Origin of the sequence: Robertmurraya sp. FSL R5-0851, assembly GCF_038002965.1 — a bacterium.
In the GTDB taxonomy this organism is placed as follows: Bacteria; Bacillota; Bacilli; order Bacillales; family Cytobacillaceae; genus Robertmurraya_A; species Robertmurraya_A beringensis.
In genome coordinates, this window is the sequence record NZ_JBBOOE010000001.1 from 3,017,366 (window position 1) to 3,030,932 (window position 13,567).

General features: G+C 38.0%; 15 protein-coding genes. All 15 read right to left on the reverse strand.

The window, feature by feature from the left end:
- Window positions 1-30: 30 nt before the first annotated feature.
- The 15 genes from qcrB to hepT all read right to left on the reverse strand — a co-directional run bounded on the left by qcrB (window position 31) and on the right by hepT (window position 13,562).
- On the reverse strand, window positions 31-705 hold the full coding sequence (gene qcrB, locus MKX65_RS15525; protein ID WP_160547154.1) for a menaquinol-cytochrome c reductase cytochrome b subunit: 675 nt from the start codon (window positions 703-705) through the stop codon (window positions 31-33).
- Between the two features lie 3 nt (window positions 706-708).
- A complete protein-coding gene (locus tag MKX65_RS15530; RefSeq protein ID WP_160547153.1) occupies window positions 709-1,215 on the reverse strand; it encodes a QcrA and Rieske domain-containing protein in 507 nt (168 codons plus the stop codon).
- Between the two features lie 150 nt (window positions 1,216-1,365).
- Window positions 1,366-1,830 (reverse strand): YpiF family protein, encoded by a 465-nt coding sequence (locus MKX65_RS15535; protein ID WP_340904482.1) that lies wholly within the window; start codon window positions 1,828-1,830, stop codon window positions 1,366-1,368.
- A gap of 90 nt (window positions 1,831-1,920) precedes the next feature.
- Entirely contained in the window at window positions 1,921-2,469 is a 549-nt protein-coding gene (locus MKX65_RS15540) for a ReoY family proteolytic degradation factor (protein WP_160547152.1), read from the reverse strand.
- A 56-nt stretch (window positions 2,470-2,525) separates the two neighbouring features.
- Window positions 2,526-3,788 carry a tetratricopeptide repeat protein gene (locus MKX65_RS15545; RefSeq protein ID WP_160547151.1) on the reverse strand — a complete coding sequence of 421 codons (1,263 nt, stop codon included), beginning with the start codon at window positions 3,786-3,788 and terminating at the stop codon, window positions 2,526-2,528.
- A gap of 23 nt (window positions 3,789-3,811) precedes the next feature.
- Window positions 3,812-4,711 (reverse strand): hypothetical protein, encoded by a 900-nt coding sequence (locus tag MKX65_RS15550; RefSeq protein ID WP_160547150.1) that lies wholly within the window; start codon window positions 4,709-4,711, stop codon window positions 3,812-3,814.
- 113 nt (window positions 4,712-4,824) lie between these two features.
- Complete coding sequence (gene aroA, locus MKX65_RS15555) at window positions 4,825-6,111, reverse strand: 3-phosphoshikimate 1-carboxyvinyltransferase (protein WP_160547149.1); 1,287 nt, start codon at window positions 6,109-6,111, stop codon at window positions 4,825-4,827.
- 28 nt (window positions 6,112-6,139) lie between these two features.
- Entirely contained in the window at window positions 6,140-7,246 is a 1,107-nt protein-coding gene (locus MKX65_RS15560; RefSeq protein ID WP_160547148.1) for a prephenate dehydrogenase, read from the reverse strand.
- A gap of 21 nt (window positions 7,247-7,267) precedes the next feature.
- Window positions 7,268-8,362: a histidinol-phosphate transaminase gene (gene hisC / locus MKX65_RS15565; protein ID WP_160547207.1), complete on the reverse strand. Its 1,095-nt coding sequence runs from the start codon at window positions 8,360-8,362 to the stop codon at window positions 7,268-7,270.
- Between the two features lie 29 nt (window positions 8,363-8,391).
- Window positions 8,392-8,754, reverse strand: a complete 363-nt coding sequence (gene aroH, locus MKX65_RS15570) for a chorismate mutase (protein WP_160547147.1) — start codon at window positions 8,752-8,754, stop codon at window positions 8,392-8,394.
- On the reverse strand, window positions 8,751-9,839 hold the full coding sequence (gene aroB, locus MKX65_RS15575; protein WP_160547146.1) for a 3-dehydroquinate synthase: 1,089 nt from the start codon (window positions 9,837-9,839) through the stop codon (window positions 8,751-8,753). The genes aroH and aroB overlap by 4 nt, the downstream gene beginning before the upstream one ends.
- Window positions 9,839-11,002, reverse strand: a complete 1,164-nt coding sequence (gene aroC, locus MKX65_RS15580; protein ID WP_160547145.1) for a chorismate synthase — start codon at window positions 11,000-11,002, stop codon at window positions 9,839-9,841. Before aroC ends, aroB begins: the two co-directional genes overlap by 1 nt.
- Window positions 11,003-11,116: 114 nt before the next feature.
- Entirely contained in the window at window positions 11,117-11,893 is a 777-nt protein-coding gene (locus MKX65_RS15585) for a CheR family methyltransferase (protein WP_340904486.1), read from the reverse strand.
- A 167-nt stretch (window positions 11,894-12,060) separates the two neighbouring features.
- Entirely contained in the window at window positions 12,061-12,507 is a 447-nt protein-coding gene (gene ndk / locus MKX65_RS15590) for a nucleoside-diphosphate kinase (protein ID WP_160547144.1), read from the reverse strand.
- A gap of 92 nt (window positions 12,508-12,599) precedes the next feature.
- Window positions 12,600-13,562 carry a heptaprenyl diphosphate synthase component II gene (hepT, locus tag MKX65_RS15595; protein ID WP_160547143.1) on the reverse strand — a complete coding sequence of 321 codons (963 nt, stop codon included), beginning with the start codon at window positions 13,560-13,562 and terminating at the stop codon, window positions 12,600-12,602.
- Window positions 13,563-13,567 lie beyond the last annotated feature (5 nt).

Here is a 13,567-nt window from a genome sequence, read left to right on the forward strand (position 1 = left end):
TCAATCTCTTTCAATAGATTACATTAGATTTTACAATGGACCAGAGATACCTTGCTTACGAATCATTAAGAAGTGAGCTCCCATTAATCCTAATAGAGCACCAGGTAAGAAGAATACATGAATTGCAAAGAAACGAGTTAATGTTTGAGCACCAACAATATCAGAGTGTCCAGCAAGTAAGATCTTCACTTGTTCCCCGATCAATGGTGTTGACTCAGCAATTTTTATCCCTACCTGTGTAGCAAATAGAGCTTTCATATCCCATGGTAATAAATATCCAGTGAATCCTAAACCTAGCATAACGAAGAAAATTAATACTCCGACAACCCAGTTCAATTCACGAGGCTTTTTATAAGCACCTTGGAAAAATACTCGCAATGTATGTAAGAACATCATAACGATAACAAGACTAGCACCCCAGTGATGCATGCCACGAACAATTTGTCCAAATGCCACTTCATTTTGAAGGTAATAAACAGATTCCCAAGCGTTTTTAATATCTGGTACATAATACATTGTTAAAAACATACCGGATAAAATTTGAATTACAGTAACAAAGAACGTTAAACCACCAAAACAGTACACGAATGCTGAAAAGTGATGAGCAGGGTTTACGTGCTCAGGTACTTCATGATCAGCAATATCGCGCCACATAGGCGTAATATCTAAACGTTCATCTACCCAATCATAAATTTTGTTTAACATCTATTACGCCTCCTCTCTTGGCTTGGCTTTTCCTAAAAGTAGAAAGCCGTCTTTTTCTTGCGTTGGATATACATCAAGTTTTGCAATCGGTGGTGTACCAGGTACGTTCGTCCCGTCCTTTTCATACAATCCACCATGACAAGGGCAATAAAAACGATTTTGGTTTGCTTTGTCAGTGTTCCAGTCAACCACACAGCCTAAATGCTTACACACAGGTGATAAAGCGACGATCTCCCCATTTTCATCCTTGTATACCCATGCCGTATTTGTTACTTCTGAAGTGTACCAAGCATCTTTTTGCTCAAATGAAAAGTCAACTCGAGTTGGTTCTTCAGTAATTTCACTGATTTTCTGCGGAGTAGGAATAAAATCCCCACTTGCACTCGCTTTCAATACTGGATCTACAGCAAAGCGAACCATTGGCATAAGCATTCCAGCAGCCATGAAACCGCCTACACCAGTGAGAGTGTAGTTTAAGAATTGACGTCTAGATACACGATGTTTGCTCATACTTTTCCCCCCTCTATTATGAAGTTGAGTCCAACGGACATAATTCAACACATTATAAAACTAGGACATAACCATGATATATCAAGATGTAAGCGAGGTCAATATAATACTTTGACCAAACGTTGTCAACTGTGTGACTAATATCTCATTTTATACATCTTCTTGCCATTTTTGCATGAACAATTGTAAGAGTTGTTTTACTTGGTCCTCTAAAATATTGTTTCTAGCTCCCTCATCCATAGCAGCTAATGGTATGGAGGGTAGCCAAATTAGACCTGCTTTTAATTCCCCTTCCAATGATTTCCAAACACTATCTGATGTGACAAAGAAAACATGTTTAAATCCATTATCAAAAAGCTCTTTCTCCCAAACAGCAGCTTCTTCAATTAACTTCTCTTTGCTCTTATTTTTTAAATAACTATGTCCGGGAAGCATGATCATTCTTCCCTTAAACTGCCTTTCTAGGGGAATTGTAAGCAGTTGGATAAATTCCGTCATCGCAACTGATTGTTTAATATCATTTCCAAATGAAACTGGATATAAAGGCAACACAGCAGTATCTACATACTCTCTTGCCCCTAAAAACATGTCCATATCCTGAGAAACCCATTTCACGAGAACCACTCCATTTATCTATTAAATCATTCCTATCATACCATTTATTAGAAACAAAAAAAACCTGCTATGTACTAGCAGGATTTTTCTTTATTCACTGTTTCCGAGCCGTTTTAGCTGTCCTGTTAGTTCCTGAAAGGCTTCCTGATCCTGTCTGTCAAGCGCATCATCAATCAACGTAAGAAGCTTATCACGCTGGAATTTTGATAAACTAGTTGTTAAAAATCTTTCAGCAAGGATACGATCCTTCTCATTAATTTGCAGACTGTTTGGCATAAATGGATTATCCTCTAACACAATCACATATTGATGCGCTTGATTTGATGCGTGAAAATTCAATTGAATATAAATCTCTTCATCTCGGTTTAGGCGAATGTCATGGAATGATTTTTCAGCATCCGTTGTCATCACATTTTCCTTATAAAAACGAAATGGTACTTCATCGACGCAATGTGTTGACATAACAAGACCACGTGGGCAATATTGCGCTTGATCAACAAAATGTACTTTCTCCATTAATTGATCATGGCTCATTAAGTAATTTAATATCCATACACATTCTCGTCTTTTAAGTTGATAATGATTTAAAAACCAGCGAATAAAATCTTTTTTCTCGTTGACAGATACAGGGGTCGTCATCGTTGCTTCCCTCCTCTGCATACAACTAATTTCGATTAAACACCTGTTTTTTTCACTTACACGTCTTCAGAAAATCTGTGCACCAATTCTGCAAACTCTTCATTACTTGGATCCATTTGAAGAAGTATACTAAAAATTTCTGCAGCGTCATTCGTTTTTCCTTCTTCAATTAAAAAATAACCGTAGTCTGATAAAAATTCTTGTTGATTCTTAAAGAAATTATATGCAAGTTGATATTTGTTTAATGCCTCTGAATATCTTTCAACATTCGCCAAAGCATTCGCTTCATCCCACAATAACTGCGGTTCTTCTACTCCTTGCTCATTCATAATATCAATAATTTCTAACACATCATCATATTTTTCTTGGTGAAAAAACAGCTTATTTAATGTAAGTGCGGCTTCAACGAACTCCGGATCAAGTGCTAACGCCTCCCTGATAAGCCTCTCTGCTTCATCCTCAAGATTTAATTTTAATGCAATTTTCCCACCATAAAAGAAGAGGTCTTTATTAAACTCGTCATATTGAATGCCTTCTTTAATAACCTCGAGGCTTTTCGTTAATTCTTCTTCATGCTCATACGCTTTAGCTAAATATAAGTAGAGAGAGTTGTACTCACGGTCTATATTCTTCAATTCTGTAAGTTTCTCGATCGCCGTTTGATAGTATCCCGCATGAAGGGCTGTAAAACCATACCCGAACAATGTATTCACTTCAAATCGGTCTTCTAGTGCTTGTTCGTAATGTGGTAATGCCTCCTCAAACGCACCTCCCGCACTGTACGCCTCTGCTAATCGTTGGTGAATACTTGTGCCAGCAATCTCTTTTTCCTTTTTAAGTATATCCTCATACAATCGAATCGCATTTGTAAATCTTCCTTGTTCCATATAAAGCTCTGCCAAAGCAAAGTCAATCAGAACTTCATCAGGAAGAACTTTTTTAGCTTTTAGAAGCTTCTGTTCACTTACCTCAAATAAACCCTGCATTTGGTATAAATCAGCTGCAAGAAGCAAGGCCTGAGGATAGCTTTGATCAGAAGAGTGTATTTTTTCTAAAGCTAGCATTGCTTCCTCCTCATTACCAAGCTCAATACAGGCCTCTGCTAATAACACCAGTAATTCTCCTTCTTCCGGGTACGCAATTAATAACGTTTCAAAAAGTTCTTTTGCTTCTTCAAGGAAGCCTAGCTGAAGAAGTTCCTCACCAAGAACAAATCTTTCTTCATTTGATCCATTTAATAAAATATCTTTATAACTTTTTATTGCTTCTTCATGTTGACCACTTTCTAATAGAGAAAGGATCTTTTCTACTTTATCCATCTTGTATCCCTTCTTACTTTAAACTATTCCCCTGTAAAAAAACTAGGAGTGTTTATGATGACATGTTCTCCATAGCCTGATCGAAACCATACCTTATCGCCTGCACGAATTACTTCGCCTTTATGGACGGTTACTAGGAGTCTATCACTATGATATAAAAATAGGCTCTTTTCATCAATATTTATGATTTCAGATGATTTCCTATAGAAATTATAGCTCACTTCACTTCCTGGATGTAAATGCGATTTAAGCGGTAAGATTCCGATCTTATGCAGGGCCTCCTGTGTGAGGGGTTCCCCTTGCATCAACTCTTCTCTTATATTAGCGATGTTATGTTTAGCCATGATTTCATTCCATACTTGTTTAGCACGCTTCTTCTCGCGTTCTCCGTCCATTTGAAAACATGGAATTAAAGGACTGTTATATGGAAACATAGCTTCCCTGATCCATCCCCATGGTTTCTCTTTTAGTTCATCTACTGAAGAAAACTCTATAAAAACAGGAACCTTTTCTCGTTTAGTCGTTCGTATAAAGGATGGTGTCAACGCAGATAAAGGAATCTTCACTCCAATAACATAGTCAATTGGACTGCTTAATAACCCCATTTTCGCCTGTTTTAAGCTCGTTTTTAATTTCTTTTCTTGAGATACTGAAACATATGTTAAAAATGTGGTACAGCCCCTTTTAAGAAACCTCTCCGTCATATATGACTTCATGTCTGAAAAGGATGTGAGAGTTGGTATTTTCGGGTCAAAAATGATATGAGGATTTGTCGTTATATAGCCGCTGGCATTCATTTTTACATAAGAATAGTTTTTCATTTCATTTGTAATTGTGGAAATACGCTCATTTTTCACAAGAATAGATATTTTCTCTAGCTTGTCCTTCTTTAAAAGGTTCATATTCTCTATAATATACGCCATAAAACCACCTCTTTTTAGGGTCTTATGACAAACTATGAAACAAAATGGACATTCATACATATTTATAGAAAATATAAAACTGACACGTATTAAATACGGGCCAGTTTCTTTTGTTAATTAATTAATTTATTTAAGTGTGAGAAGAACATTGGATATGACACAGAAATTGCTTCTTCATTTTCTAAGGTTACTTCCTCACTGCTAATTAAACTTGCAATGGCAAGCATCATTCCGATTCGATGATCTCCATAGCTATTCACTTGGCCCCCATGAAGTTTGCTACCACCGTGAATAATCATACCATCGTTCGTTGCTTCAATCGATGCTCCTAATTTCTTTAACTCATTTACAACTGTATCAATTCGGTTTGTTTCTTTTACCTTTAATTCCTCAGCGTCCTTAATAACCGTTGTTCCGTTTGCCTGTGTAGCTAATAAGGCTATGATAGGAATTTCATCGATTAAGCGCGGAATCATATCTCCCTCAATCGTTATTCCCTTAAGACTTGAGGTTGTAATCGTTAAGTCTGCTACAGGCTCTGCCGCATCTTTACCTTCTTCAGAAACATGAAGAGAGGCACCCATTTGAAGCATCACATCAATAATCCCTGTTCTAGAAGGGTTAATACCCACATTGCGCAATGTTACTTCACTATTAGGTACAATCGCTCCTGCAACTAAAAAAAAGGCAGCAGAAGAGATATCACCCGGTACATGAACATGAGTTGCCTTGAGTGTTTGTCCACCAGTTACGGAGACCTTTAAACCATCAACAGACACTTCCCCACCGAATTGGCGAATCATTCTTTCTGTATGGTCTCTTGTTTTTGATGGCTCAATAACCGTTGTCGTACCATTTGCTTGTAAGCCTGCTAGGATAATGGCTGATTTTACTTGCGCACTTGCCATTGGTAGCTCGTACGTAAATCCTTCTAAATTTCCACCTCTAATAGAAATAGGAGTGAACTTCCCATTTTCTCTGCCGTCAATTACTGCTCCCATTTGGCTCAACGGATTCGTAACCCTTGTCATTGGACGTTTGGCGATTGAAGAATCTCCTTCCAATGCAGCATAAAAAGGTCTGCCTGATAAAATGCCAAGCATTAATCGTATCGTTGTTCCCGAGTTCCCCACATCAAGTCGTTCAGTAGGTTCTACTAGGCCGTCAAAGCCCTTCCCAATGATTTCAACCTTATCTTCGTGCTGGTGAATCGTTACCCCTAATTTTCGAAAGCAAGCAATCGTACTAAGACAGTCTTCACCTGTAAGAAAATTAGATACTGTTGTCTTCCCATGAGCAATCGCTCCAAACATAACAGAACGATGAGAAATAGACTTATCTCCTGGTATAGAGAGTTCACCTACCAGTCTCTTTACTTGTGACGTTAACACCGTTGTCATTGATTGTATCCTTCCTTTCGTGTAACCCCTATAGGCCGGTTGAGGTACCATAATTGGTATAACGCTGTATGCATTCCTCTGCTTTGGCCATATCGGTCTCTGTTTGAAAACTGATAACAAGTACACCGTTTATATCTTCTCTAGTTTCTAAAATACGGATATTTGTAATGGATATACGCTCTTTGGCTAAATAACCTGTGATTTCCGAGATAACACCTGGATAATCCGGAACATCCACAAATAGATCGTAAAATGCAGGGATTGCTCCCTTTTCCTTACTAGGTAGATCATCTCTAAAATTTTTGGCTTCAGCAAAATAATCGAATAGCTGGTCCTCATTGTTATCAGATAATATTTTCGAGAATTTATCCATTTCATCCTTCCAACGATCTAACAAAGAAAGAAGTACCTTCCTGTTATGAAGGGAAATATCCTTCCACATGGCTGGACTGCTAGAGGCAATTCTAGTAATATCTCTAAAACCACCGGCAGCCAACCTTGTTATAAGCTGATGATCTCTACTTGTTTGCTCAGCTTGATGTACGAGAGAGGCCGCAATCACATGTGGAAAATGGCTTATAACACCTGTTAAGTAATCATGTTCTTCAGGTGAAATAGTTATAAATTTCGCTCTAGTTCCTTCAAGCCAACGCTTTAATAAATGCACTTTATCATCTTGGATATGTGGCTCCGGTGTAAATAAATAAAATGCATTTTCAAATAGAATTTCCTTAGCTGCTGCAACCCCACTTTTGTGTGAGCCAGCCATCGGATGCCCACCAATAAACGTAATGTTTTTCTCCTTTAAACACCTTGCTTTTAAAACAATTGCTTCTTTGGTACTTCCAGCATCACTTATGATCACATCTTGCTTTAGCGGAAGCTCACAAAGTCTCTCAATCATTTTTTCAGTTTCGATAACAGGCGTTGAAATAAGAATGACATCTGCGTTCACTGCTTCTTCTTCTAAATTGAAACAAATCTCATCAATTACACCAAGCATCTTTCCAAGACGGCATTGTTCAATATTTATGTCGAAACCTATTAGTGTTGATTCTGGGTGTCTTTTCTTAATGCAAAGAGCTAATGACCCCCCAATTAGCCCTAGTCCAATGACTAGCACACGCCCTTTCAAGAAATCACCGCCTAAAGTTACTTAATGTGCTTTCACTTGCATGTATTGTGACATTTTTTCAATAATGCCAGCATTTTGTTCTTTCGAGCCAACCGTAACTCGGACGGATGTTGGAAAACCAAGCGCATTTCCTGACCGAACGATATAGCCTCTCTCTAATAAGAACTGAAATACTTCATTGCCATCAGTCTTAAAATCTATTAAGATAAAATTCCCTTGGGAAGGCATATAAGACAGATTGTGCTCCTTACAGAAATTGTAAAACTGTTCTAATCCTTGATGGTTTAAGGTACGACAGTTTTCCACATACTCTTGATCACCTAAAGCTTCAATAGCCGCTAATTGTGCAAAGCTATTCACGTTAAATGGCTCTCTCACCGGTTCCAGCGCTCGAATGATTTCTTTGGAAGCAAATCCATATCCCACACGCAAGCTAGCTAGACCATAAATTTTCGAGAAGGTTCTAAGAACAATCAAATTTGAATACTGCTCTACTAGTTCCACAGAATTATAGTAATCATCCGCTACTACATACTCGAAGTAAGCTTCATCCAATACCACAAGTGTTTCTTTTGGAACTCTAGCAAGAAAACTTTCCAACTTTTCTTTTGGAATATATGTACCAGTTGGATTATTCGGACTACATACCCAAACAACATTTGTTTTCTCATCAATGGCCGCAAGCATTTGATCTAAATCATGGTGACCATCTACCAGAGGAATTTCACGAATTTCTGCACCTTCAATAATCGCATTGTGCTTATACTGTGGGAAAGTTGGCGTAGCCATTACCGTATTAAAACCTGGTCGTAAAAGGGCACGGGCAATAATTAGAATCAGTTCATCTGAACCGTTTCCAAAGATCAATTGATCTTTTGTCACTCCCACATGCTCTGCTACACACTCGCGTAAGTTAGTGGCATAGCCATCTGGATAAAGTGCGAAATAGCCTGTCTCTTTAGACATAACTTCACTCACTTTTTTTGAACAACCAAAAGGATTTTCATTAGAAGCTAATTTTATGATTTCTTCCAACCCATATTGCCTTTTTACTTCATCCTTTGATTTCCCCGGCTGATAAGGTGCTAACGACTTTATTTGATCCTTCCATCTCATCATCCATCACCTCTTACGTATAAATATTCCTATTTCTTTAAATCCGGTCGTAAAAGAACGGCTTCTTCCAAATAAACATGTTCGATTTCGGTTTGTGCTACTTCAGTATTTACATGCATCATGACCCTAATACATAATTTGATACCAGTCGAAACAGTGATTTCCTTCATACACATGACAGGAACATAAGTCCAACCCTCTATTTCACGCATAGCTTTAGCTGGAAATGCAGCTGTAACATCATCGGTTACAGAAATAAATACCGATGCGACTGACTCTGGAGAGATTCGATTAGCTTGAATCATTTCATTGAGCAGTCTCTTGGTGGATGCTATAATTTCTTCCTCTTTATTTTCTTGGATCGTAATAGCACCTCTAACTCCTCTAATCATCGGCTCTCCTCCTTCATAAATTGTTTCAGTTCTTCTAAGAGGACATTTTCGTCAATTTTATAAAGGACCGGTTTCCCAACTTCCTCTAATAAAACGAATTGTATTACTTGTCCAATGGTCTTTTTATCCTGCTTCATACGATCGATTAACTTTTCTTCATAAAGGCCAGAAGGAACTTTTGTTGAGTAACCGAGTTTATGTAGCCATTCGAGAAATTCTTGTTGTTCAAACTGTAAATGTAAAAGTTTTTTACTTAACCGTAATGCGAATACCATGCCGATTACAACTGCTTCCCCATGTGTTATGGAGCCATACCCAGCCTCCGCTTCAATAGCATGACCAAGTGTATGTCCAAAATTCAAAAATGCTCGTATACCAAGCTCTTTTTCATCTTTTGAAACAACAGATTCTTTTACTTTTATTCCCTTTGATAAACACTCCTGTAATTGCTCGGTTGTTATCGTTTGAAGATTATCAATATCTGTTAAAAGCCATTGATAAAAATGAAGGTCATCTATTAGAGCATGCTTCATGACTTCTGCAAAGCCTGAACGACGTTCCATCGCTGGAAGGCTTTGTAGAAAATCAACATCGTATATAACAGCTTCAGGTTGATAGAATGCACCTATCATGTTTTTACCAAGAGGATGATTGATTGCCACCTTTCCACCAACTGCACTATCGTGTGCCAGAATGGTAGTAGGCAACTGAATAAAAGGAACGCCTCTCATAAAAGAGGCAGCAACAAACCCACATAAATCACCAATCGCCCCTCCACCAAGTGCGATAAACAATGATTTACGGTCGAGTTTCTCCTGTAAAGCAGCCGTTAGACAATCATAAAAAACGTCAAACGTCTTAGCTTTTTCTCCATTAGGAACAAGATGTGTGACAACTTCGTATTCACCTAATTGAAGTTTTACTTGATTTAAATACCTATCACCAACATTACTGTCCGTTATAATCATGATTTTGGTCACGTTTGATAGATGTTCTTTTAAAAAAGGGGCTAAAGCTGTTAATGCCTCAGCCCCTAAAATTACAGGATACTCCTTAGAAGTGGTATCGATTTGAATCGTCTCCATTAAAACTCCCTCGCATATGCTCTTTGATCTTCAATCGATTTAATTAATGTATCTAGACGATCTGCATAGAATTGTCCAGTTATTGCTGTAGCAAGCTCCCAAGCAATCACATTTTCAGCAACGACTGCGGCAGCAGGTACTGCACAGCTATCTGATCTCTCAATACTTGCAGTAAAAGATTCTTTAGAATCGATATCCACACTTTGTAATGGCTTATAAAGTGTTGGAATAGGCTTCATTACTCCACGAATAACGATTGGCATGCCCGTCGACATTCCACCTTCAAGTCCACCTAGACGATTTGTGCTGCGATGGAAACCTTCTCCTTCACTCCACTCAATTTCATCATGAACTTCGCTACCAGGCTTCCTAGCTGCTTCAAACCCTATCCCAAATTCAACACCCTTAAAGGCATTAATACTTACGATAGCAGCAGCTAACTTAGAATCGAGCTTTCTGTCATAGTGAACATAGCTTCCTACACCAGGAGGCATTCCCTCAACAACTACTTCGACGATTCCTCCGATAGAGTCACCATTCGCTTTTGCATCATCGATGGCCTGCATCATTTTCTTTTCAGCCACAGGATCTAGACATCTTACTGGTGAATTCTCGGTAATTTCCGCCAAACTCTCCATGGAGTCATATGCATGTACCTCTGATTTAATCCCACCAATCTCAACCACATGAGAAGCAACCTTAATTCCTAGTAATGATAAAAGTTTTTTTGCAACTGCTCCAGCAGCCACTCTTACCGTTGTTTCTCTAGCAGAGGATCTTTCAAGAACATTACGCATATCTCGATGTCCATATTTAAGTGCGCCGTTTAGATCGGCATGTCCTGGACGTGGACGAGTAATAACACGCTTAACTTCTTCATCATCGGTAGGTTCTGCACCCATAATCTTTGTCCAATGCTTCCAGTCGTCGTTTTGTACAACGAGTGCTACAGGTGATGCAAGTGTTAATCCATGTCTGACACCGCTTGTAATATGTACAGTATCCTTTTCAATTTGCATTCTTCTACCGCGACCATGCCCTTTTTGTCTTCTTGCTAATTCTTTGTCAATGTCCTCTGCAAGAAGCGGCATTCCTGCTGGTAAACCTTCAATAATTGTTGTTAATTGTGGACCGTGTGACTCTCCTGCTGTTAAATATCTCATTTCTCTTTCCCCCTTCAACTCATTAAAGGATTATTTCTCAATATAACATATGTCCTTAAATAAACATAGCAGAAATTTGTGAATTTACAAAAAAAGAAGCCAAATTTTTGGCCCCTATCTTCTACGATAAAAAAAAGTGTCTTCTGTTTCAAGTCCATATACAGATGGATTAAAGATTTGCTCGGTACTACCGACAAAGAAAATCCCTTCCTGTCTCAATGCCTCACTGAATTTATAGTATAATACATCTTTCGCTTCTTCCGTAAAATAAATTAATACGTTTCGACACACAATCAAGTCAAAAGGCCCTCCAAAAGGATCAGCAAGTAAATTCTGCTTCTTAAATGTTACCGTCTTTTTGATATCGTCAGAAATCTTAAAGAAACTTCCATCCTGTGTGAAAAATTTCTTTTTCATTTCGGAAGGTACTTCATTCAAAGAACGTTCTGGATACATGCCGATCTTTGCTCTTTCTATTACATTATCATCGATATCAGTAGCCAAAACTTGAATCTGTGAAAGTGGCATAAAGTTTGAAAGGATCATGGCAATTGTATACGGTTCCTCACCTGTTGAACAAGCAGCACTCCACACCTTCAGACGCTTATTCTTCTCTATTAGTTTAGGAAGAATTTTCGTTTCTAATACTTCCCATCGTTTCCCATTTCGATAAAATTCCGACACATTGATCGTCATACGATCAAGAAACTCATTTAATAATAGCTTGTCCTGACTAATTGCTAAGTAATAGTCCTGAAATGAGCGAAACCCTTTTTTTTCATATAGAGAAATTAAGCGCCTTTTCATTTGTGCTTCTTTGTATAACGACAAATCAATCCCAGTCTTTTTCTTTATATTTATAATAAATTGTTCATAATCATTTCCCAGCATACTTTTTCTCCCCTGAACTTGAACTTTTCTATCTGTATGTATTATTATAGCGAAATTCAATAAAAAAGGAGAAAAATTATGTGAGAAAAGCCTTGGGTATTTTTTACTCCTATGTTTTGAATACGGTTACAAAAAAGAGACTTGTAAAAAACAAGTCTCTTTTAGTATTAATAAGCCCAATTGTTTATAAGCTTGTTATATGAAAGAAGTTCCTCTTCTTTAAAGAATAAAGCGATTTCTCTTTCAGCACTTGCAGCTGAATCTGATCCATGGATAATATTTTTCCCAACAATCACAGCAAAGTCCCCACGGATGGTTCCCGGTTGAGAATCCTTTGGATTTGTTGCACCCATCATTTGGCGTGCAGCAGCAATTACATTTTCCCCTTCCCAAACCATTGCGAAAACAGGACCTGAAGTGATAAAGTCAACCAACTCACCGAAGAAAGGGCGTTCTTTATGTTCACCGTAATGCTGTTCAGCTAACTCATTAGAAATCAGCATTAACTTTGCACCCACTAATTGAAAGCCCTTTCTCTCAAAACGTCCAACTATTTCACCAATCAAATTGCGTTGGACCCCATCTGGTTTAACCATTAAAAATGTTTTCTCCATCAGTTACACTCCTCTATGATTCGTATATGTATATGATTGCCAATAAACAATCCACGAAAATCGTAACATAGTTATAACTGATTTCGCAACATTTAAAATTTTCGTTTACCTATGTACACAGCTATATCTCTTAACGTCTTTTTGGCACGGTTATTTGGTAATTGATTTAATACATCAATCGCCTTGTGTAAGTACCGATCACTTATAGAAAGTGATCGCTCAATCGCATCAGAATTCTTTATTGCACGGATAATCTCTTCAATTTCTGCGGATGAAGTATGTTCATGAACAGCAGTAATTTTTTTACGTAAAGAATTATCTTCCATTGCAAACAATACTGGTAGGGTAATATTCCCTTGTAATAAGTCTCCTCCAGCTGGTTTACCTAATTGCTCTTCCGTACCCGTAAAGTCCAGAACATCATCCGTGATTTGAAAAGACATACCTACATAATATCCAAACTGATACAGCTTCTTGTGAATCTCTTCATCCACGTTTGCTGCCACCGCCCCGAGTTGACAGCTAGCTGCAATCAATAAAGCTGTTTTTCGCTTAATACGCAGCAGATAGTCACGTAGTGTTTGATTGTAATCATATTTAAATTTTATTTGCTCAATTTCCCCAACACATAACTGAACAATCGTTTCAGAGAGAATTTGGTGAGCAAGTGGGTTTTTAATATTTGTCATTAATTCTAGCGATCTGGCAAAAATATAGTCGCCTGTATACATCGCAATCCGATTATCCCATTTGGCTTTAATGGTTGGCTGGCCGCGTCTAAGTTCTGCATCGTCAATGACATCGTCATGAACAAGTGAAGCCATATGGATAAGTTCTAGCGCTACTGCCACGTTCTTCATTCCATGTATATCATAGTCGCCAAACTTTCCTGACAGCAAAACAAAAACAGGGCGAATTCTCTTCCCCCCTGCTTGCAACAAGTGTAGAGATGCTTGACGAAGAAGAGGTGACTCAGCCTCCACCGTATCTTCTAGTGTTTTCTCAATTATATTAATATCTGAGTTTAAAAATGAATACATCATTTTCAGCTTCATTCGTG